17 protein-coding genes and 2 pseudogenes are annotated in these 20,092 nt (G+C 74.8%); 7 read left to right on the plus strand and 12 right to left on the minus strand.

Annotation, left to right across the window (positions count from 1 at the left end; translation table 11 throughout):
* Positions 1 to 9: 9 nt before the first annotated feature.
* The 8 genes from ABZ497_RS11690 to ABZ497_RS11725 all read right to left on the minus strand — a co-directional run bounded on the left by ABZ497_RS11690 (position 10) and on the right by ABZ497_RS11725 (position 7,781).
* A complete protein-coding gene (locus tag ABZ497_RS11690; RefSeq protein ID WP_329492281.1) occupies positions 10 to 1,182 on the minus strand; it encodes a cytochrome P450 in 1,173 nt (390 codons plus the stop codon).
* 95 nt (positions 1,183 to 1,277) lie between these two features.
* Positions 1,278 to 1,838, minus strand: coding sequence for an ATP/GTP-binding protein (locus ABZ497_RS11695; RefSeq protein ID WP_329492280.1), 561 nt, complete (start codon positions 1,836 to 1,838; stop codon positions 1,278 to 1,280).
* Positions 1,839 to 1,893: 55 nt separating this feature from the next.
* Positions 1,894 to 2,247 (minus strand): DUF742 domain-containing protein, encoded by a 354-nt coding sequence (locus ABZ497_RS11700; RefSeq protein WP_329489994.1) that lies wholly within the window; start codon positions 2,245 to 2,247, stop codon positions 1,894 to 1,896.
* A complete protein-coding gene (locus ABZ497_RS11705; RefSeq protein WP_329489993.1) occupies positions 2,244 to 2,672 on the minus strand; it encodes a roadblock/LC7 domain-containing protein in 429 nt (142 codons plus the stop codon). The genes ABZ497_RS11700 and ABZ497_RS11705 overlap by 4 nt, the downstream gene beginning before the upstream one ends.
* Positions 2,669 to 4,651: an ATP-binding protein gene (locus tag ABZ497_RS11710; RefSeq protein WP_359804439.1), complete on the minus strand. Its 1,983-nt coding sequence runs from the start codon at positions 4,649 to 4,651 to the stop codon at positions 2,669 to 2,671. The genes ABZ497_RS11705 and ABZ497_RS11710 overlap by 4 nt, the downstream gene beginning before the upstream one ends.
* 69 nt (positions 4,652 to 4,720) lie before the next feature.
* Positions 4,721 to 5,746: an MBL fold metallo-hydrolase gene (locus tag ABZ497_RS11715; RefSeq protein WP_359804440.1), complete on the minus strand. Its 1,026-nt coding sequence runs from the start codon at positions 5,744 to 5,746 to the stop codon at positions 4,721 to 4,723.
* A gap of 197 nt (positions 5,747 to 5,943) precedes the next feature.
* On the minus strand, positions 5,944 to 6,690 hold the full coding sequence (locus ABZ497_RS11720) for a hypothetical protein (RefSeq protein WP_352288106.1): 747 nt from the start codon (positions 6,688 to 6,690) through the stop codon (positions 5,944 to 5,946).
* A gap of 167 nt (positions 6,691 to 6,857) precedes the next feature.
* Positions 6,858 to 7,781 carry a GNAT family N-acetyltransferase gene (locus ABZ497_RS11725; protein WP_359804441.1) on the minus strand — a complete coding sequence of 308 codons (924 nt, stop codon included), beginning with the start codon at positions 7,779 to 7,781 and terminating at the stop codon, positions 6,858 to 6,860.
* A 257-nt stretch (positions 7,782 to 8,038) separates the two neighbouring features.
* Between ABZ497_RS11725 and ABZ497_RS11730 the strand changes: the two are divergent.
* From ABZ497_RS11730 to ABZ497_RS11740, 3 genes and pseudogenes are all read left to right on the plus strand, one after another.
* Positions 8,039 to 9,441: pseudogene (locus ABZ497_RS11730) on the plus strand (DUF692 domain-containing protein).
* A 36-nt stretch (positions 9,442 to 9,477) separates the two neighbouring features.
* Positions 9,478 to 10,533 carry a TIGR04222 domain-containing membrane protein gene (locus tag ABZ497_RS11735; RefSeq protein WP_359804442.1) on the plus strand — a complete coding sequence of 352 codons (1,056 nt, stop codon included), beginning with the start codon at positions 9,478 to 9,480 and terminating at the stop codon, positions 10,531 to 10,533.
* 86 nt (positions 10,534 to 10,619) lie between these two features.
* Entirely contained in the window at positions 10,620 to 11,402 is a 783-nt protein-coding gene (locus ABZ497_RS11740; protein WP_359804454.1) for a TIGR04222 domain-containing membrane protein, read from the plus strand.
* 66 nt (positions 11,403 to 11,468) lie between these two features.
* Here the strand turns inward: ABZ497_RS11740 and hemQ are convergent, their stop codons facing one another.
* From hemQ to ABZ497_RS11755, 3 genes and pseudogenes are all read right to left on the minus strand, one after another.
* The gene (hemQ, locus tag ABZ497_RS11745; RefSeq protein ID WP_329489986.1) at positions 11,469 to 12,194 is read right to left on the minus strand and encodes a hydrogen peroxide-dependent heme synthase; all 726 of its coding nucleotides are present in this window, start codon (positions 12,192 to 12,194) and stop codon (positions 11,469 to 11,471) included.
* Positions 12,191 to 13,624 carry a protoporphyrinogen oxidase gene (hemG, locus tag ABZ497_RS11750; protein WP_359804443.1) on the minus strand — a complete coding sequence of 478 codons (1,434 nt, stop codon included), beginning with the start codon at positions 13,622 to 13,624 and terminating at the stop codon, positions 12,191 to 12,193. Before hemG ends, hemQ begins: the two co-directional genes overlap by 4 nt.
* Positions 13,625 to 13,658: 34 nt before the next feature.
* Positions 13,659 to 14,148: pseudogene (locus ABZ497_RS11755) on the minus strand (Uma2 family endonuclease).
* Between the two features lie 241 nt (positions 14,149 to 14,389).
* Here ABZ497_RS11755 and ABZ497_RS11760 point away from each other — a divergent pair.
* Entirely contained in the window at positions 14,390 to 15,415 is a 1,026-nt protein-coding gene (locus ABZ497_RS11760; RefSeq protein ID WP_359804444.1) for a DUF4349 domain-containing protein, read from the plus strand.
* 49 nt (positions 15,416 to 15,464) lie between these two features.
* Here ABZ497_RS11760 and hemE read toward each other — a convergent pair whose 3' ends face one another.
* Positions 15,465 to 16,511, minus strand: coding sequence for a uroporphyrinogen decarboxylase (hemE, locus tag ABZ497_RS11765; protein WP_352288359.1), 1,047 nt, complete (start codon positions 16,509 to 16,511; stop codon positions 15,465 to 15,467).
* Between the two features lie 214 nt (positions 16,512 to 16,725).
* Between hemE and ABZ497_RS11770 the strand changes: the two genes are divergently transcribed.
* The 3 genes from ABZ497_RS11770 to ABZ497_RS11780 all read left to right on the plus strand — a co-directional run bounded on the left by ABZ497_RS11770 (position 16,726) and on the right by ABZ497_RS11780 (position 19,930).
* A complete protein-coding gene (locus ABZ497_RS11770; RefSeq protein WP_329489983.1) occupies positions 16,726 to 17,388 on the plus strand; it encodes a DUF3000 domain-containing protein in 663 nt (220 codons plus the stop codon).
* A gap of 333 nt (positions 17,389 to 17,721) precedes the next feature.
* Entirely contained in the window at positions 17,722 to 18,447 is a 726-nt protein-coding gene (locus tag ABZ497_RS11775; RefSeq protein WP_329489982.1) for a response regulator transcription factor, read from the plus strand.
* 235 nt (positions 18,448 to 18,682) lie between these two features.
* On the plus strand, positions 18,683 to 19,930 hold the full coding sequence (locus ABZ497_RS11780; RefSeq protein WP_352288091.1) for a ribonuclease D: 1,248 nt from the start codon (positions 18,683 to 18,685) through the stop codon (positions 19,928 to 19,930).
* The last annotated feature ends 162 nt before the right edge of the window (positions 19,931 to 20,092 follow it).

Raw genomic sequence — 20,092 nt, forward strand, 5'->3', positions numbered from 1 at the left:
GGCCCGCGGCTATCCGCCGACCGGCTGGAAGCGCACCGGGAGGTGGAGCAGGGCGCGGTGGAACGGGCCCGGACGCCAGAGGAGGTCCTCGGCGCCGGTGCTCAGTTCGAGGTCGCTCAGCCGGCTGGTGAGCTGCTCGATCGCGGTGATCGCGATCAGCAGCGCCGGGTCCCGGGCCGGACAGGCGTGCGGGCCGGCCGCCCAGGCCAGGTGGGCGGACTCGCCGCTGCGCAGCTCGGTGCCGTCGGTGGGCGGCGCGGCCTGCGAGTTGGCGGCCCCGTAGGAGACCAGCACCAGCGAGCCGGCGGGGATCTCCCGGCCGTGGAAAGTGATGTCGTAGCGCGGGTAGTGGGCGGAGAGGTTGGCCAGCGGCGGGTCGTGCCAGAGCACCTCGTCGATCGCCTGGTAGGCCGTCATGGCGCCGCCGAACAGCGATCCCGCGTACCGGGCGTCGGTGAGCAGCCGCATCAGCGCGTTGCCGATCAGATTGGTGGTCGGCTGGTTCCCGGCGATCATGGTGAGGGTGATCTGCCGGACCACCTCGTCGTTGTCCAGCCCGGCCGGGTGGGTGAGGAACCACGAGGTGAGGTCGTGCCGGGGGCGCTCGCGCCGCTCGGCGACCATGCCGGTGACCACGGAGACGAGGTCGCCGTAGGCGGCGACGGCCTTCTCGGTGGACTCCATCATGCCGGCGATGCCGGCCACCAGCCGGGCGCTGTGCTCCTCGGGGACGCCGAACCAGGTGTTGAACACGGCCACCGGCAGCTGCCGGGCGTACTCGTCGATCAGATCGGCCGAACCGGTGGCCACGAAGGCGTCGATCAGCCGGTGCGCGACCTCGGCGACCCGGCGCTGCAACAGGTGCGGTTCGAGCAGGGCCAGGCCGTCGGTGATCACCTGGCGGTAGCGGGCGTGCACCTCGCCGTCGCTGAAGAAGGCGGTGGGGCGGTAGCCGAGCACCGGCAGGAGCGGGGAGGTCGGCGGGACGGTCTGCTGCCAGGCCCGGGAGTCCTTGGAGAAGGTGTCGGTGTCGCGCAGCAGGTCCAGCGCGGCCTGGTAGTCGGTGACCAGCAGGGCCTCCACGCCGGGCGAGATCTCCACCGGGGCGACGGCGCCGTAGCGGCGCAGCCGCTCGTAGACGAGTTGCGGGTCGGCGGCGAAGGCCGGGCCGTAGATCGGCACCGGCCGGGCGCCGGGCGCGCTGCCGGAGCCGGCGGCCGTGGGGGCCTCGTCGGTGGCGGTCGCTTCGTCGGTGGCGGTCGCTTCGTCGGTGCTGGTCACGGCTGCTCCGGGGCGGCGTCGGGTGTGGCGGGCAGACCGTGCAGCACGTGCTCGGTCAGCGCGATCAGTGCGTCGAGGCTGGAACCGCGCTCACGGGCGTCGCAGAGCACCAGCGGGGTGGCGGCGTGCAGGTCCAGGTGGGCCCGGAGCACCTCGATCGGGTGCGCGGGCGCGCCCGGGAAGCAGTTGACGGCGACCGCGTAGGGCAGCCCCTGCTCCTCGACCATGTCCATGATCTCGAAGGAGTCGGCGAGCCGGCGGGTGTCGGCCAGCACCAGGGCACCGAGGGCGCCGCGGGCGATGTCCTGCCAGAGCGGGAAGAACCGGCGCTGCCCGGGGGTGCCGAACATGTAGAGCACCACCTGCCCGGGCAGCGTCAGGCGACCGAAGTCGACCGCCACCGTGGTGGTGGTCTTGCCCGGCAGACCCTCCGCGTCGTCGACGGGGGCACCGGTCTCGGTCATCGCCTCCTCGGTGTGCAGCGTGGGGATCTCCGACAGGGTGCGGATCAGCGTGGTCTTCCCGACGCCGAACGGACCGGCGACCACCAGCTTCATCAGCGTCTGGTCCCGGTCGGGCAGGTAGCCCACCCGGTCGGTCCGGCCGGTCGGGCTACCGGAGCGTGCGGAGTCCAACGAGGAGCCTCTCGACGATGGAGCGGTCGGTCTGCTGTGCGCGGGGGATCGGGGCACGGGCCTGTAAGCAGCCCGCCTCGACCAGGTCGGCCGCGAGGAAGACGGTGGCGCTGACCGGCAGGCGCAGGTGGGCGGCGGCCTCCACCACGGTCAGTGCGCCCGGTCGCAGCAGCTCCCAGAGCCGCCGGTGTTCGTCCTCCACGTCCTGCGGCGGCTCCGCACCGGCCGCGTACAGGACGGTGAGCCGTTCGAAGCCCGCCGTGCCGGGCCTGGTCCGGCCGCCGGTGGCCAGGTAGGCGGGGACCATCCGCCTGCGGGGTACGGCGGTCATGACCGGGCGGTGGTGTCCTGCTGCCGGGCCGGGCTCGCCAGCGCGCGGCCCAGGGCGGCGACCTGCACCTGCATCTGGTAGGCCACGTTGCCGAGTTGGGCCTCCGGCGTGGTGAACACCGCCAGTGAGGTGTTCTCCCCGGCCGGGACGACGATGGCGAAGCCCAGCTCGGACTCCACGACCGTCTGCGCCAGCCGGGGCTGCTCGACGTCGGTGAAGGCGGTGGTGAACGCGCGGGCGGCGGCGTGCACGGTGGCGGTCATCGCGGCGACCCGCTCCGCCGAGGCTCGGCCGAGGCCGGCCGAGGCGCCCTCGACGAGGCCGTCACCGGTCGCGATCACCGCGTGCAGGACACCCGGCAGCTCCAGCAGCGGGGTCAGCACCCATGAGATCTCATCGGTGGCGGTAGGGCTGGGCGTGCTCACTGCTCGGCTCCTTCGGAGGTCTGGGCGGGGTGGCGGCCGGTCCGGTCCGAGCGGTCGGCGGAGCCGGTGTGGTCGGCGGCCTCCGCTCCGGTGGCCTCGGCGCGGGTGGTGCTCGTGGGGGCGGCGCTCGTGGAGGTGTCGCTCGTGGAGGCGGCGCTCGTGGAGGTGTCGCTCGTGGAGGCGGTACCCGTCGTGCAGGTACCCGCCGGGTCGGTGGCGGCTCCGGTGGCGGTCGGGCCCGGGGCCCCGCCGGGCGAGGTGCCCGCGGCGGCCGCCTCCGCGACGGCGGCGCGGCCTGAGCCCGTGCCCTGCTGCAGGGCGTCCCAGCAGGCGGCCGCCCGCTCGGGCGTCCGGGCGGACCGGCCGGTGGCGGCGGACCGCGCCGCGCCGTCCGCGGCACCCTCCGGCGCGGCAGCCCCGCCGGAGGGCCGGGCCGCCTCCGGCACCTGCGGGCCGAGCGGTCGGCGCCGGCGCCGGCTCGGCAGACCGCTGTCGTCGGCGGTCACCCCCCGTACCGGCGGCACGACGTGCATGGCCGGCGCCGGGTGCCGGGTCGGCGTGTCGTGCCCGTCCGGCACGTCGTGCCACTCCGGCACGTCCTGCCCGGTGGGATCATCGGCTCCCGCACGCGGGGTCGGCACCGCCTGGACGGTGGGCGCGGGAGCCGGGCCGGCGCCCGCCCGCAGCGGCAGCGGGGTGAGCACCGAGAGCGGCTGCTCCTCGTCCACGACCGTCAGCAGGGCGGCCGGGATCCGCACGATGGTCCGCATGCCGCCGTACGGCGAGGGCTCGATGTGACAGGAGAACCCGTACTGCCGGGCGAGCTTGCCGACCACCGCGAAGCCGGTCTTCGGCGGGTTGCCGAGCTCCGTCAGCAGCACGTCCGAGGGACCGGCCAGCAGCCGGCGGGCCCGGCGCAGCTGGTCCTCCTCCATCCCGATGCCGCTGTCGTCGATGATCACCAGGGCGCCGCGGCCGCCCTGCTGGACGGTCACCGGCACATCGGTTTCCGGGTGCGAGTACGACGCGGCGTTGGCGAGCAGCTCGGCGATCGTGATGGCGAGCGGCTCGGCGGCCCGGGCGACCACGGCGAGCCGGTTCTCGCGCAGGTGGTTGGCCACCTTGATCCGGGCGTAGCCGGGCACCCGGGAGAGCGCCCCGACCACCACCTCGGCCAGGGGCGAGTCGGTCCGGGCCAGACCGGGCCAGGCCTCGCAGAGCACCGCGATGGTCTGGATCCGGCGCAGCGCGACCTCGTTGCGGAAGTCGACCTCCAGCAGCCGCGGGTCGTCGTTGTCGTGCTGGAGCTGCTGGACCAGGCTCTGGATCTGGTACAGCAGGGTCTGGATCTTGGAGGTGGCACCGCGCATCGCGGCCCGGGCGGCGGCGTCGACCCGCTCGCGCTCACCGGTGACGGCCGCGACCGAGGCGTCCAGCACGGCCTGGAGGGCGCGCACCGCCTCCGGACCGGCGGCCCGCGCGTCCAGCGGCCCGGTGTCCGGCGCGTTGGGGTGGCTGAGCCGCAGCGCGGCGGCCGCCACCCGCTCCTCGGCCAGGTGACCGACCTCGGCCAGCAGGGCGGCCGACCGCACCTGGGCGGCCGCGAGCTGCCGGCCGGCCTCCGCGGTGCGGTCCTCGGCCGCCCGGGCGTGCAGCTCCGCCTCGGCCGCGCGGTGGTCGGCGGCCGCGGTGCGCTGCTCGGCCTCCCGGACCCGGCCCTCGGCGGCGAGCGCCCTGGTCTCGACCCGGCGGGCCTCCTCGTCCGCCCGCCGGGCGGCCGTCCGGGCCTCGCGCAGTTGCTGCTCGACCCGGGCCAGCCGGCCCTCGGCGGTGCGGGTGCGCTCCTCGCTGTGGACGGTGGCCGCCTCGGCGGCGGTGGCCCGGGCGAGTGCCCGGGCGCGTCCGCGGGCCAGGACGGCGGCCGCCGCGAGCGCGGCGACCGTGGCCACCGCGAGGGCCAGCAGCGCGATCTGGGTCATCGAAGTCCTCGGAAGTCCTCGCTCGAAGGGGTGGGGAGGTGCCGGTGGCGGAGCCTCGGCGACAGGTGGTCAGGCCGGCGAGGAGGGGAACCGCCGGGGGCGCGGCGTCGACATCCGGCCCGCGTCCTGGGCCAGCTCCCGCGCCACCAGGGCGACCTGGCCCATCGCCTCCAGGACGTTCGGCACCGCGCTGCCGTCCAGGTGCCGGTACTCGGCCGCGACGGTGAGCACCAGCCTTTCGGGCAGGCCGAGTTCGGGGTGGCGCTGCTCGGCGATGATCCGTCGGGCCGCGTCCAGGGCCGGTATCCCGGCGCGGTGCAGCGCGTGGGCGCGGCCGCGCACGTACCCGAGGTAGCCGATGTGGGCCTCCACGCCGGACCGGTCGAGCACCGGACCGTGGCCGGGGACGAAGAGTTCGGCGCCGGTGGCCAGCGCCTGCTCGCAGGCGCCGATGATGTTCTCCAGCGGTCCGGCCCAGTGCGAGGGGTGGTCTCCGGGCTGCTCGGGCGTCGAGCCGAAGATCACGTCACCGGTGAACACCACCCGCTGGTGCGGCAGGTGGACCAGCAGGTCGCCGCCGGTGTGCGCGGCCGGCAGCCCGGTGATCCGCACGGGGTACTCCCCCACCCGCAGCTCCAGTTCACCGGTGAAGACGGTGTGCGGGTGGACGGGATCGGTCTGCGACCAGTCGAACGGGCCGAAGTGCTCCCGGAGGTAGCCGCCGAGCGGCGAGGCCGGGTCGCTGCCCGCGACCAGCGCGTGCTGCTGCTTCGGCGTCGGCTCCCAGTGGATGTGCTCCAGCGCCTCCCGGGTGGCGATCACCTCGGCGTCGGGCACCACCCCGGCGCCCCAGAGGTGGTCGCCGTTGGCGTGGGTGACGATCACCCGGTCGATGTCCACCCCGTCGGCCAGCCGCTGCCGGCTCTGCGCGAGGAACTCCGCGGCGAGGGAGGGATCGTAGGGCGTGTCGATCCAGAGCGCCGTCCGCGGTGAGGTGAGCAGCCCGCAGTTGGCCAGGCCCCAGCCGCGCTTCGGCGGAAGCCACACATACAGGTCCTCGGCAATCGCGCTCACGTTCGCGCGGCTGATCGTCATGGGCGCGATTATGCCGATGATGTGATGACAGTGAAGCAAAACACCGGCGATTCAAGCCACTTCTCGCCCCAGACCCTCCCGACCTGTCCCGTTTCGCACCCGTGCGGTCTGGACCACTTCGTCTCAAGGGGCAGGACGGGAAGGCCGCCCCGAGCTGCCGGAAAGGCCTGCGGCGCCGCACCCGGGGCGCCGTCCGCTCACACCACCGGCAGCAACCGGCAGACCTCGACGGTCACATCGACGGTGTCCAGACCGATCACCCGGCCCTCGACCGCGACGAATCCTTTCTCCCCCGCGCGGAAGATCGCCGCCAGCGGCGACTTCCGGGTGGCGGCCGCCAACGCCTCCACGGCCATCGCCGAGCCGAAGGCGAAGACCCCGCAGAGCACGACGCAGGGCGCCTGCCGCGACGTCCGGGTCACGAAGACGAAACCGTGGTCCCGGATCAACTCGTCGGCCGCGTTGTACTGCGCCTCGAAGGTCATTCCGCCCCAGCGGGCCCGGGCCGCGTCCGGGTACTCGATGCAGAAGTCCGGGAATCCCGCGCCGAGCACGGTCGCCGAGTACGGATTGACGCTCGGTCCGCCGATCGAGAAGGTCGGCATCCTCGGGTCCTGCGCCCCGGCGGTGACCAGTTCTATCGTCGCCTTCCGGTTGATCTTCCTCAGCAGATCGGTGAGTTGGGCTATCGCCCGGGCCTCGGCCATCGGCATGAAGAGGACGTTCTTCGGCCCCCGGCTGATCAGCGGGCGGCCGTCCTTCGCGAACGCGAACGCCGCCGCCTCGATGCTGGGGGTGACGATCTGGACCCGGCCGTACGGGGCGAGCAGCACCCGGAGGAAGCCGTACCGCAGGAACAGTCTGGTCCGGGCGAGGGAGCGGGCCGCGAGAAAGCCGATCACGGCCGGAACGAACCCGACCAGGACCTGAAGCAGGATCTCCATAGCATCCCCCACCGAGGAAGACTCGGGCACGAACTGTCTGCCGTGAGGTGATGCCCGCACAGAACGCCGGGGACTCCCGACACGGCGGTCCACCCGGCGCAGCGCGGGGGAAGTGCGCCGGATTCACTCTTTCGAGTGACCGAAACCGGCCGCTCCCTCCCGGCCCGTCACCCCTCCGACCGCTTGGTGAACTTCCGCTCGCTCGCGCACCGCTCGTACCCGAGCCACGCGTTGATCGCGAGCATCGGCGCGTTGGTGGCGTCGTTGCTGGTGTAGGCCCACCGGTAGCCGGCCGCCCGGGCCCGGTGCAGCGACTCGGTCTTGGCCAGCTTGCTCAGCCCCCGGCCCCGGAAGGCCCGCCGGCAGGCGGTGAACGCCGACCAGTAGCGTTCCGCGCCGTCCGTCTGCACCGCGCTGAACGCGGCCGGCTCGCCGTCGACCACCGCCACCACGGTCAGCTCGCGGTCGAGGTCCGGGCGGGCCCAGTCCCCCGTCAGGAACGCCTCGTAGTCGGCGGCGTCCATCGCGATCTCGCCCGGCTCGTCCAGGGCCGCGTCCGCCTCGATCACGAAGATCGGGTACGGGTCGTCCGCCCAGTCGGTGGCCGGGCGCAGCTCGACCCCGGGCGGCAGTGCCGGGACGGCGGGCAGCGGACGGGCGAGGTCCCGGCCGGCGAAGTGGGCCAGCCGCCCCTCGGTGAAGCCGCGGGCGACGGCGAAGGCGCGTGACGCCGGCTCCTCGTCCACCCAGCTGTGCAGCTCGACCACGCCGTGCCCGGCCAGGTGCCGCTCGGCCGCCGCCAGCAGGGCGGTGAAGACCCCGCGGCGCCGGAAGGCCGGCAGCACACTGCCGTTGGCGTACCCGATGCCCCGGGTGGTGGTGCCGACGACCACACCGCACCGGACCGAGCCGACCACCTCGCCGTCCAGCTCGGCGACGAAGGTGCGGAAGTGCTCCCCCGCGGCCCGGCGGGCGTTCAGCCAGGTGAAGACCTCGGGGGTGAGGAGCAGGTGCTCGCGGCCCGCCCGGTGGGCGGCCGCGGCGGCCTCGGCGTCGGCGGGGCGGAAGTCACGCACGGTCAGCGTCGTCATGGGCGGGTACCGTAACCGCCCCGCCGACCGGTTCGCCTCCGAATTTCCGCCCCGTCCGGGGGGCCGGTGACAGGGACGGGACCAAAGTCCCTCATCACCGGGTCGACAAGCTCAAATAATGCTCTGAGAAGACCGGATGGGGCTTGGCAGCCGCTCCCACCGGGGACATCCTCAGCAGCACGGCCCGGCCCGACCCTGGCGACGATGCCCGCGTCGGCCGACGGCTTCCCACCCAGCCCTCCGAAGGGGGCGAACCCATGACCTCTCCTGCCGTCCGGCGCAGGACGCCCGCCGCTCCGACCGGGGCCACCGAACGACCGGCGGGTACGGCCGGTCCCGCACCCACCGCGCTCGGCGTCGGCCTGGGCTGGCGCGGCGAGATCGACACCGTCGTGGAGCGCCAGCCCGGCCTGGACTGGGTCGAGGTGGTCGCGGAGAACGTCTGCGCCGACCACCTCCCCGAGTCGCTGCGGATCCTGCGGGCCCGCGGCGTCACGGTGGTCCCGCACGGCGTCTCGCTCGGCCTCGGCGGCGCCGACCGGCCCGACCCGGCACGGCTCGACCGGCTCGCGGAGGCGGCCGGCGCGCTCGGCTCCCCGCTGGTGACCGAGCACCTGGCGTTCGTCCGGGCCGGTGGCCTGGAGGCCGGGCACCTGCTGCCGGTGCCCCGTTCGCGCGACGCCCTCAGGGTGATCGCCGAGAACGTCCGGATCGCGCAGGACCGGCTCCCGGTGCCGCTGGCCCTGGAGAACATCGCCGCCCAGCTGGCCTGGCCGGACGACGAACTGACCGAGGGACAGTTCCTCGCCGAGCTGGTCGAGCGCACCGGTGTCCGGCTCCTGATCGATGTCGCCAACCTGCACACCAACCGGGTCAACCTCGGTCTGGACCCGGCCGCCGAACTGGACCGCCTGCCGCTGGAGGCGCTGGCCTACGTCCACGTCGCCGGTGGCACCATGATCGACGGCGTCTGGCACGACACCCACGCCCACCCCGTCACCGAACCGGTGCTGGAGGTGCTGGCCGAGCTCTGCGACCGGGTCGCACCGCCCGGCGTCCTGCTGGAGCGGGACGCCAACTTCCCGCCGCCCGCCGAGCTGGCGGCCGAACTGGACGCCATCCGCCGCGTGCTGGACGGGGGACGGGCCGGATGACCGGCCCGACCGGCGAGGCCCACGGCCTCACCGCCGCCCGCGCCGCGCTGGCCCGGCGCCAGGAGGAACTGCTGGCCGCCCTGGTGGCCGGCGGGCCCGTCCCGCCCGGCTTCGACCCGGCCCAGGTCCGCGCCCAGTCGGCCGGTCTGGCCGCCAAGCGCCGGGACACCACCGCCAAGGTGGCCCCGGAGCTGCCCCGCCTGCTCGGCCGGCGGTACGGGCCGCTGTTCCTCGCCTACGCGCGGACGCACCCGCAGACCGGCGGCTACCGCGCCGACGCCCGCGCCTTCGCCGCGTGGGCGCTCACCGACGAGCCGGGCACCCGCCCGGACGCCGGGCGGCCCGGCACCGAGCCCGGCACCGAGCCCGGCCCCGCGCTCGACCCAACGCTCGACCCCGAGCAGCGGCAGGCTCTGGAGCGATGGCTCCACGGCCCCGCGCCCGAGCGTCCGCAGGGGCCGCTCGCCCGCCTGCGCCGGGCCCTGCGGCCCGGCCCGCGGCACTGAACCAGAACCACCCACACCATTCCGGGGGAACCGCCCATGTGGCACAACACCTTCTTCGTCGTACCGGCGCTGCTGCTGGTCGCGGCCGCGTCGTACGCCTCGTACACCAAGGGCCGGGTCCGGCGGGTACCGCAGGTCAAGGGCCTGCCCGGCCGCGGACTGCCGCTGCTGGACACCGCGTTCCTCTCCGGCGGCCCCGGCCGGGTCTTCGACACCGCCCTGGTCCGGATGCACCAGGCCGGCCGCGTCGTCGTCAACCGGGCCGGCCTGGTCACGCTGACCACCCGGAAGGCCTACGACGCCGTCGACGAGGCGATCATCGAGGCGGTCGGGCCGACCGGGCAGCGGGAGCTCGCCCCGCTGCGGCGCGCGGTGATGCGCGCCCCCGCCGTCCAGCAGCTCGGCGACGGGCTCGCCAACCGCGGGCTGCTGCGCAACCCCGCCCTGATGCACCGGGCCAAGGTGGCCCGTCGGCTGCTCTGGCTCGCCCTGCTGAGCGTGGTGGTGACCACCGTGGTCGCCCACGCGGTCGACCTCGGGGAGGCGGACCGCCCCGTCCTCTGGCTCCCGTCCGTGCTGGTGGTCCTCGGTCTGGTGTCGCTGCTGGTGACCTGGCCGTTCAAGGGACGGATCACCCCGGCCGGCCGCCGTCAGCTCGCCCTGATGTCCGTCGGCAAGCCGTGGAAGCCCAGTGCCGGCCTGGCACCGCGGGCGGCCGGCGGCGTCCTGCTCGGCGCGGTCGCGCTCAGCGGGCTGGCCGCCTCCGGGCTGGACGACGCGGAGCTCCAGGAGGCGATGCTCGCCGCGGCGGCGGCCGACCTGGCGACCGCCAAGGCCGCGGCGACGGGCGGTTCCTCGTCCTCCACCTACACCTCGTGCTCCTCCGGCTCCTCCGGCACTTCCTGCGGCGGCGTCACCTGGTGCGGCAGCGGCTCCGATTCGGGCTCGGGCTCGTCCGGGTCGAGCTGCGGCGGCAGCAGCTGCGGCTCGTCCTCGTCGAGCTGTGGCTCCTCCTCGTCGAGCTGCGGCGGCGGCTCCAGCAGCTGCGGATCCTCCTCCAGCTGCGGTGGCGGGAGCAGCTGCGGATCCTGAGGCCCACCGCCCTCCCGAGTCACAGTTCGATATCGCGCACCGGAAAGGCGTTCCGCCCGGAGCGGGGGCAGGTCTACAACGGGCCCATGTGGTTGCTCTTCCTGATCCCGGCCTGCGTCAGCGCGGTGCTCTCCTGCATCCGGCTGGTCCGGATGACCGCCACCGCCGACGCGCTCGCCGGGCAGGAGGGGCCCCGGCCGCCCGAGGCGGTCGGCATCGGCCTGTACGAGACGGCCTACCTGGCGGGCGGCCCGGACCGGGTGGTCGAACTGGCCCTGGTCCTGATGGCCTCCCGGGGCCGGCTGCACCTCGCCCACACCGGCTGGACCACCGTCGTCGACCCCAGGGGCCGCAGCCGCCTGGAGCGGGCGGTGGTCGCCGCTGTCGGGCCCGGGGGCCAGTGCCGGACGGACGACCTGCGCCGGGTGATGTCCGTCCACCCGACCGTGCTGGAGATCGGCGGCCGCCTCGCACTGGCCGGTCTGGCCACCCCGGCGCCGGTGCAGCGGCAGACCGTCCTGGTGATCCGCCAGGTCCGGCAGGCGATGCTGCTCACGCTGGTGCTGCTGGCGGCCGCGCTGGCGGTCGGCGCCTTCTCCGGCGGCGACGCGCTGGCACCGCTGGCCTGGTTCTCCCTGCCGCTGGTGCTGACCGCGGGCACGCTGCTGATGGCCCGGGTCGACGTCTACCCCTACACCCGCTGGGCCTCCCCGGTCGGCCAGGAGGTGCTGCGCGAGGTGCGGCCGCCCCGCCAGCACGGCCTCACCGACGACGACGAGCGCGAGCTGCTCACCGCCGTCGCGATGATCGGCTCCGTCGCGCTGCCGGACGCCCGCCTCCGCGCGGCCCTGCGCCCGCACCGGAGCTGACCCGCCGACGGCCGAGGGGCCGGCCGCTCCCCTCGACGGGAACGGCCGGCCCCTCGGGCGGAGGCGTCAGACCAGGCCGTTGAGCAGCTCGCTGACCGGCTTGCGGCGGCCCGTGTAGAAGGGGACCTCCTCGCGGACGTGCAGCCGGGCCCGGGACGGGCGCAGGTCGCGCATCAGGTCGACGATCCGGTGCAGCTCGTCCGCCTCGAAGGCGAGCAGCCACTCGTAGTCGCCGAGCGCGAACGAGGCGACCGTGTTGGCCCGCACGTCCGGGTAGCCGCGCGCCATCTGGCCGTGCTCGGCGAGCATCGCGCGCCGCTCGGCGTCCGGCAGCAGGTACCACTCGTAGGAGCGGACGAAGGGGTAGACGCAGACGTAGTCGCGCGCGCGCTCGTCGGCCAGGAAGGCCGGGATGTGCGACTTGTTGAACTCGGCCGGGCGGTGCAGCGCCATGTTGGACCAGACCGGCTCCAGCACCCGGCCGAGGCCGGTGCGGCGGAAGCGGTTGTACGCCTCCTGGAGGTCGTCGGAGTCCGCCGCGTGCCACCAGACCAGGATGTCGGCGTCCGCCCGCAGACCGGAGACGTCGTAGGTGCCGCGCACGGTGACGTCCTTCGCGGCGAGCTGCGCGAACAGCTCGTCGACCTCGGCGGCCAGCGCGGTGCGGTCCTCGGGCAGCTCGCCCTTGAGCTTGAACACCGACCACATGGTGTAGCGGATGACCTGGTTCAGGTCGCGCGCCTTCTTCTTCTCGGGCTGCTGCTCCGGCTGCTGCTCAACGGTCTCAGTCATGCGCCCATTGTCCTCTCCGTGACGTTCTCCCCGGTCGCCGGGGTCAACAGTTCGTCGAGCGCGGCGACGGCCGCCCGCGCGCTCGCGACGCAGGCCGGGATGCCCACGCCGTCGTAGGCCGCGCCGCAGACGGCGAGCCCGCCCACCCGGCCGACCGCGGCCCGGATCCGGGCCACCCGGTCGAGGTGGCCGACGGGGTACTGCGGCAGGCCGGACCGCCAGCGGGTCACCGCGGTGTCGTACGGGCGGGCGGTCAGACCGATCGCCTCGCCCAGGTCGGCCAGCGACCGCGCCACCAGCTCCTCGTCCGACAGCTCCAGCGGCTGCTCCTCGCGCAGCCGGCCGAGCGAGGTGCGCAGCACGAAGCTGTCGGGGGCCGAACGCGCCAGCCAGCCCCACTTGTTGGAGGAGAAGGTGGACGCCTTGATCCGGCGGCCGTCCACTGGCGGCACCAGGAACCCGCTGCCGGCCGGCGGCGTGGGCAGCTCGGCCCGCCGGAACGCCAGGGTGACCAGTGCCATCCCCGCGTACTCGACGGCGTCCAGCTCGACGGCCGCCCCCGGCGCGTCCGCGCGCAGCAGCCGGGCGGCGGCGGGCGCGGGCACCGCGAGCACCACGGCGTCCGCCTCCAGCGCCCCGCCCCCGGCGGTCACCACCCGCCAGCCCCCCGGGGTCCGGTGCAGCCCCTCCACCGCGGTACGGGTGCGCAGCTCGACACCGGCCCGGGCGCAGGCCGCGGCGACCGCCTCGGGCAGCGTGCCGAGACCGCCGCGCAGGCCCTGGAAGACGGGAGTGCCGACGGTGCGCGGCCGGTTGGCGAGCTCGTGCACGCCCTCGACCAGCGAGCCCCCGCCGCGCGCGATCTCCAGCAGCTGCGGCACGGCGGCGCGCAGCGAGATCTCGTCGGCGTGCCCGGCGTAGACGCCGCCGAGCAGCGGTTCGACCAGCCGGTCGACCACCTCGCGCCCGAGCCGGTCCGCGACGTACCGCCCGATCGCGACATCGTCCCCGACCTCGGTGGCGCCCTCGTGCCGGGCCCGCTCCAGGCCATCGGCGCTGAGCACCCCGGAGGCGGCGAGCGCCACCAGGTCACCGGGGACGCCCATCACCTGGCCGCCGGGCAGCGGCCGCAGCGCGCCCCTGGTCCAGATCGCGGCCTTGGCGGTGGTGGGCGGCTCCAGCTCGCCGCCCAGCCCGACCGCCCGCGCCAGCTCGACCGCCTCCGGCCGCCGCGCCAGCATCGACTCGGCCCCGAGGTCCACCCGGACCCCGCCGACCTCTCCCCCGTACAGCTTCCCGCCGAGCCGGTCGGACGCCTCCAGCAGCGTCACCCGCGCCCGCGCGGCCCCGCCGGCCGCCCCGCTGAGAAAAGCGGCCGCGGCCAGCCCCGCGATACCGCCACCGATCACGACGACCTGTGCTTGCGACATGCCCCGCAGTCTCGCAGGTCCTTACATCAATGCCTCAATCCGCCCGCTTCCGGACAGGCACGAGACCGTCGAGGTCGAGATCGACGGCGAACGGCACCGGCCGGCGCGTAGGAGGAGGTACTGGCTTCGAGCTCGAAGACGTGCACCACCGGGAGGCCGTCCTCCTCCTCGACCACCCAGTCGTGCGGGATCCCGGCCTCGGCGTACTTGCGGACCTTGACCACGCGGTCCCGATGGGCCGACTCCGGCGAGACGACCTCGACGACGAGCGACACCTGCTCCGGGGCGAACCAGGTGCGGTCAGGGTCGAACTCCGCGCTGACGGCCAGCAGATCCGGTTCCGGACGGTTGCGTCGGTCCAGCTTGACCGTCATCTCGCGCTCCACCATGACCCCGTCCGGCACGAGCGCCTCCAGCGCTCCGGTCAGGACGGTGACGACCCGGCTGTGCCAGGAGCGCTGCGGCCGCGTCCTCAAGACCAGTGCTCCGTCGATCAGCTCGGTGTGGCGCGGCGCCCAGGACAGGTGGTCGAGGTCCTCGGCGAACCACCCCTCCTCGCGAGGTAGCGGCCGGGGTGGTCCACGGGCATCCGCTCACCCGGACGAGCGACCGGAGGCGACGGCGGGCCGGGGCCTTGACCGGCCTGCGGCCCAGTCGTGATCGAGCTGCGACCTCCGGGGCGGGTCCGATCGGGGGCGGCGGCCGTCGAATGGTCCGGGCGCCGGAGGACGCGGTGCCGCAACCGTGGACTGGGAGGGGTCGGTCGTGGGACGAGGACGGCGCGGAGCGGGGGCACTGGCGGCGGTGGCCGTGGTGGCGGTGCTGGCCGGTGGGTGCGGCGCGGACGGTGGCGGGGCGAGGGAGAGGTCGGCCGCGGCCCCGGCGGGCGATGCGGCGGGCCCGGGCGTGGCCGCGTCGGCGGCGCCGAAGGCCGCGCCCGCTCCGGGCGCCGCCGCCGGGGCGTCGGACGCGGTGCCGGTGGTGGACACCCGGCAGATCGCGTACAGCGCGCAGCTGTCGGTACGGGTGGCCAAGGCGGACGCCGCGCTGGCGCGGGCGCGCGAGCTGGCGCTGGCCGCCGGCGGGTACGTGGCGAGCGAGACGGTGACCGGCAGCGGCGGGCGGGCCGCCGACGGCGTGGCCGGACCGCAGAGCGGTCAGCTGACGCTGAAGGTGCCGTCGGCGGCGTTCCAGCAGACCCTGGACCAGCTGGCCGGACTGGGCGAGGTGCTGTCCCGCCGCAGCCAGGCGGACGACCTGACCCAGCAGGTCGCCGACGTCGGCAGCCGGGTGCAGACCCAGCAGGCGAGCGTCGACCGGGTCCGGGCACTGATGGCGCAGGCGAAGACGCTGGCCGAGATCACCAGCCTGGAGGGCGAGTTGAGCCGCCGCGAGGCGGATCTGGAGTCGTTGCAGAAGCAGCTGAAGGAGCTGTCGGCGAAGACGTCGCTCTCCACGGTCACGCTGGACGTGCGGCAGAGGACGGAGACCAGGGCACCGGACGGGGAGGCCGCCCCGGCGAAGAAGGACGGCTTCTGGCACTCGGTCGGCGCGGGCCTCGGCGGCGGCTGGGACGTCCTGGTCGCGATCGTGCGCGCACTGGCGGTCGCGGTCGCGGCGGCGGCGCCGTTCCTGCTGGTGCTCGTGCCGGTGGTGGCGGTGCTCCGGCTGGTCCGGCGGCGCCGGACGCCCGCGCTGCCGCCGAAGCCCACCGAGCCGCCGCGGCGCGGGGAGAGCGGGGAGAGCGGGGAGGCGGCGAACGAGGAGGAGGCGCAGCGGCGGGAGGCCTGAGCACGACGGTGGCGGGCCCCCGACACCCGGGGACCCGCCACGCCGTCGGTCAGCGCGCGCTGGCCTCGTGCACGAAGGCGACCAGCCGGCTGAGCGCGTCCGGGTCCATGCTGGGCAGCACGCCGTGGCCGAGGTTGAAGATGTGGCCGCTGGTACCGAGCGCCTGGGCGGCGTGCAGCACCTCGCGGGCCTTGGTCTCGACCGCCTTGGTGGGCGCGAAGAGGACGGCCGGGTCCAGGTTGCCCTGGAGCCCCTTGCCGGGGCCGACCCGCTCGGCGGCGACGTTCAGCGGCACCCGCCAGTCCACGCCGACGATGTCCGCGCCGGCCTGGCCCATCAGACCGAGCAGCTCACCGGTGCCGACGCCGAAGTGGATCCGCGGCACGCCGTACCCGGCGACCGCGTCGAAGACCTTGGTGCTGGACGGCATCACCGAGCGGCGGTAGTCGTCGGGGGCGAGCGCGCCCACCCAGGAGTCGAAGAGCTGCACGGCGGAGGCGCCGGCCTCGATCTGCACCTTCAGGAAGGCGGAGGTGATGTCGGCCAGCCGGTCGAGCAGGGCGGCCCACAGCTCGGGCTGCCCGTACATCATGGCCTTGGTGTTCTCGTGGTTCTTGGACGGCCCGCCCTCGATCAGGTAGCTGGCGAGGGTGTAGGGCGCACCGGCGAAGCCGATCAGCGGGGTACCGCCGAGCTCGTCGACGAGCAGGCCGACCGCCTCGGTGATGTAGGGGACGTCGTCCGGCTCCAGCGGGCGCAGCCGCTTGAGGTCCTCGGCGGTGCGGATCGGGTCGGCGATCACCGGGCCGATGCCGGGCTTGATGTCGACGTCGATGCCGACGGCCTTGAGCGGCACCACGATGTCGCTGAAGAAGATCGCCGCGTCGACCTTGTGCCGGCGGACCGGCTGCAGGGTGATCTCCTTGACCAGCTCGGGCCGCATGCAGGAGTCCAGCATCGGGATGCCCTCGCGGACCTTCAGGTACTCGGGCAGCGAGCGGCCGGCCTGGCGCATGAACCACACCGGGGTGTGGGGCACCGGCTCGTGCCGGCAGGCCCGCAGGAACGCGGAGTCGTGCGCGGCGCCGCGTCGCACGGAGGGCTGCTGCCCGGTGGGGGTGCCTGCCTGAGTGACTGCCGTGGTTTCTGCCGTTGTCTCGCTCACGGTTCAAATCTTCGCACGCGCCCCGGACCCGGCTCCCCGCCCGGTCTCGTCGGTTCCTCCAAGATCTGGTCGGTTTGCCGTCCCGGCACGCCGCGCGGGCAGAAGTTGCGGCGATTACCCCGGCCTTCGACCTAGTCTTCGGGGCATGGCAGCGGTCGGCGGGCACCCCGCACAGGGTGGCGGAACAGGTGGCGGAACGGGTCGGGAGGCGGCGCCGAGCGAGTTCCGGGCCGCGGTCGAGGCTCTGACGGCGGCGCGGCTGCGGCCCGAGCTCGAACTCTCCCCCGCCCCGGCGCCGCGCCGGCTCGCCCCCCACGCGTTCGCCCTGACCGCCTCGGTGGAGGTGGACGGCGACGAGCTGGCCGACGGCCGGCTGGTGCTGCTGTACGACCCGGCCGGGCAGGAGGCCTGGAACGGGGACTTCCGCGTGGTGACCATGACCCGGGCCGAGCTGGAGCCGGAGATGGCCGGCGATCCGATGCTCTCCGAGGTCGGCTGGGCCTGGCTGATGGACGCGCTGCAGGCGCACGGCGCCGGGTACGCGGAGCCGTCCGGGACGGTGACCAGGTGCGCCTCGCAGTACTTCGGCGCCCTGGCGGACCGCGAGTCGTCCACCGAGATCGAGATCCGGGCCTCCTGGACGCCGGCCGACGGCCGCTTCGAGCGGCACCTGGCCGCCTGGGGGGACCTGCTCTGCATCAGCGCCGGTCTGCCCCCGGTCGCGCCCGCGCCGCAGCCGGCCGTCGACGTGCCGTCACTCGGTGGGGTGGTCCCGATGCCCGCCCGCCGGCGCCCGCGCTCGCACTGACGGGTGGTCCGCGGCCGCCGGCGGCGGTACCGGACCCAGCGCCACCCCCAGGGCTGACGGAGTGTGGCTTCGGACCCGCTCTGCGGCGATTTGTCCGGCCTGACGCGATGCCTGACGTGACCGATTCATGCCGACTCTGATCGATTTTGTACGAATTCCAGGCATGTCGCATCAGTCACCTGCGCGATTTGTCCGTATTGTTACTCACTAGATCGTGATCTTTCGCTAAAGCCGGGCACGGTAGCTGCCGAAGCAGACTGTGACCCTTTCCAAACGCGGAACACTCCGACCGCCCCATCGGGGTTCCGTCCGCCACTCCCCGCAGGAGGCCTGGTGTCGGTCCTTCTTGAGCACCCCGCAAACGTGGTCGCCTACCGGCCGACCAAGCCCACCGCCATGGTGGTCATCGCTGACCCCCGTGTCCGAAACACCGTCACCCGCCACCTCTGGGCGCTCGGCGTCCGAGACGTGATCGAGGTGTCCTCGATCGCCGAGGCCCGCCCCCGGGTCTCCACCCCACGCGACATCTGTGTCGCCGACGTCCACCTCCCGGACGGCTCCGGGCTGACCATCCTGGCCGAGACCCGCGCCGCGGGCTGGCCCAACGGCCTCGCGCTCTCCGCCGCCGACGACATCGGCGCGGTCCGCAGTGCGCTGGCCGGCGGCGTCAAGGGCTACGTGGTCACCGGTACCCGCACCAACGTGGCCATGCCGGGTCGCCCCGGCCTGCCGCTCGGCGCGGGTGGTCTGGCCGGCCGGATGCGCCGCCCCGGCATGCCGGGGATGCCCGGTGCCGCCGGTGCGCCGGGTGCCCCCGGAGCTCCCGGTGCGCCGGGCGCGCCGGGTACCCAGCAGTCCGCCTACCGCGAGCTCTCCGGCCGTGAGGTCGAGGTGCTGCGGCTGGTCGCCGAGGGCCAGTCCAACAAGGCCATCGGCGTCGCGATGGGCCTGTCCGCGCTCACCGTGAAGAGCCACCTGGCCCGGATCGCCCGCAAGCTGGGCACCGGTGACCGGGCCGGGATGGTCGCCGTCGCGCTGCGCACCGGCATCATCCACTGAGCGATCGGTGGGCCGCTGCGGCGGTCCTGGAGGAACGTTTCCTCCAGGACCGCCGCAGCGGCGTCCGGACGGCCCCGCGGCGGCGTCACCGCGGCCCCCGCGGCCGCTCCGGACCGCCCCCGGTCCCGGACCACGGGAGCGGGGACGGCGCAGGCCGCCCGGTGGCATAGTCACGAACCCGGTCTGACCAGTCCGACAACACTCCTGGCCCCGAGGTCCGTCGTACCCTTGGTGAGTGACCGACGCCGTAGCAGCCACCCAAGAAGAAGCAGCCCCGGTCCCGCTCCTCGAACCGAAGGAGGGGATCCCGCCAGTCGTGGCGGACGAGGAGGCGCTGGCCGCCACCGTCGCCGCCTTCGCAGCGGGCACCGGACCGGTCGCCGTGGACGCCGAGCGAGCCTCCGGCTACCGCTACGGCCAACGGGCGTACCTCATCCAGCTGCGCCGCGCGGGCGCCGGCACCGCGCTGATCGACCCGATCGCCTGCCCGGACCTCAGCGGGCTCGGCGCCGCCCTCGCGGACACCGAATGGGTGGTGCACGCCGCCACCCAGGACCTGCCCTGCCTGGCCGAGGTCGGGATGCGGCCGCAGCGGCTCTTCGACACCGAGCTGGCCGGACGGATCGCCGGCTTCGCCCGGGTCGGCCTCGGACCGATGACCGAGAGCGTGCTCGGGCTGAGCCTGGCCAAGGAGCACTCCGCCGTCGACTGGTCCACCCGCCCGCTGCCCGAGCCGTGGCTGCGCTACGCCGCTCTGGACGTCGAGGTGCTGGTCGAGCTGCGGGACGCACTCGAACAGGAGCTGGACGCCCAGGGCAAGCTCGGCTGGGCGCTGGAGGAGTTCGCGGCGATCGCCGCCGCACCCCGCCCGGCCCCCCGCACCGACCCCTGGCGCCGCACCTCGCAGCTGCACAAGGTCCGCCGGCGCCGCCAGCTCGCCGTGGTGCGCGAGCTCTGGCTGACCCGGGACCGGCTGGCGCAGGAGCGCGACGTCTCGCCCGGCCGGGTGCTCTCGGACGCCGCGATCGTCAACGCCGCGCTGGCCATGCCGCTGAACATCGCCGCCCTGCAGGCCGTCCAGGGCTTCGGGCCGCGGGTCCACCGCCGCCAGCTGGAGCAGTGGCTGGCCGCCGTCCAGCGGGGCCGGGAGGTCCCGGAGAACCAGCTGCCGCCGGCCGCCGCCCCGCACGACGGCCCGCCGCCGCCGCGCGCCTGGGCCGAGAAGGACCCGGTCGCGGCCGCCCGGCTGTCCGGGGCCCGGGCCGCGGTGAGCGAGCTGGCCGAGGCGCGCAACCTGCCGGCCGAGAACCTGATCACGCCGGACCTCGTCCGCCGGGTCTCCTGGGAGCCGCCGGCCGACCCGAGCGCGGTCGGCGTGGCCGCCGCGCTGCGCCGGCTGGGCGCCCGGCAGTGGCAGGTCGACCTGGTGGCACCGGTCGTGGCCGCGGCCTTCGTCAAGGCCGCGGAGGTCGAGCCGGAGTAGCCCGCGGGCCGGACCGGAGACCGTGGCAGCGGCGGAACGCTGCCGCGGCGGAGGGGATGCCGTCGTGCGACGGCATCCCCTCCGTCGTGTCCGGGCGGCCGCCCGCGCGCCCCGGCGCCACCGCTCCCGGGCTCCGCCGGGAGGACGTGTCGGGGGACACAC

This window comes from Kitasatospora sp. NPDC005751, assembly GCF_040630835.1.
Classification (GTDB): Bacteria; Actinomycetota; Actinomycetes; order Streptomycetales; family Streptomycetaceae; genus Kitasatospora.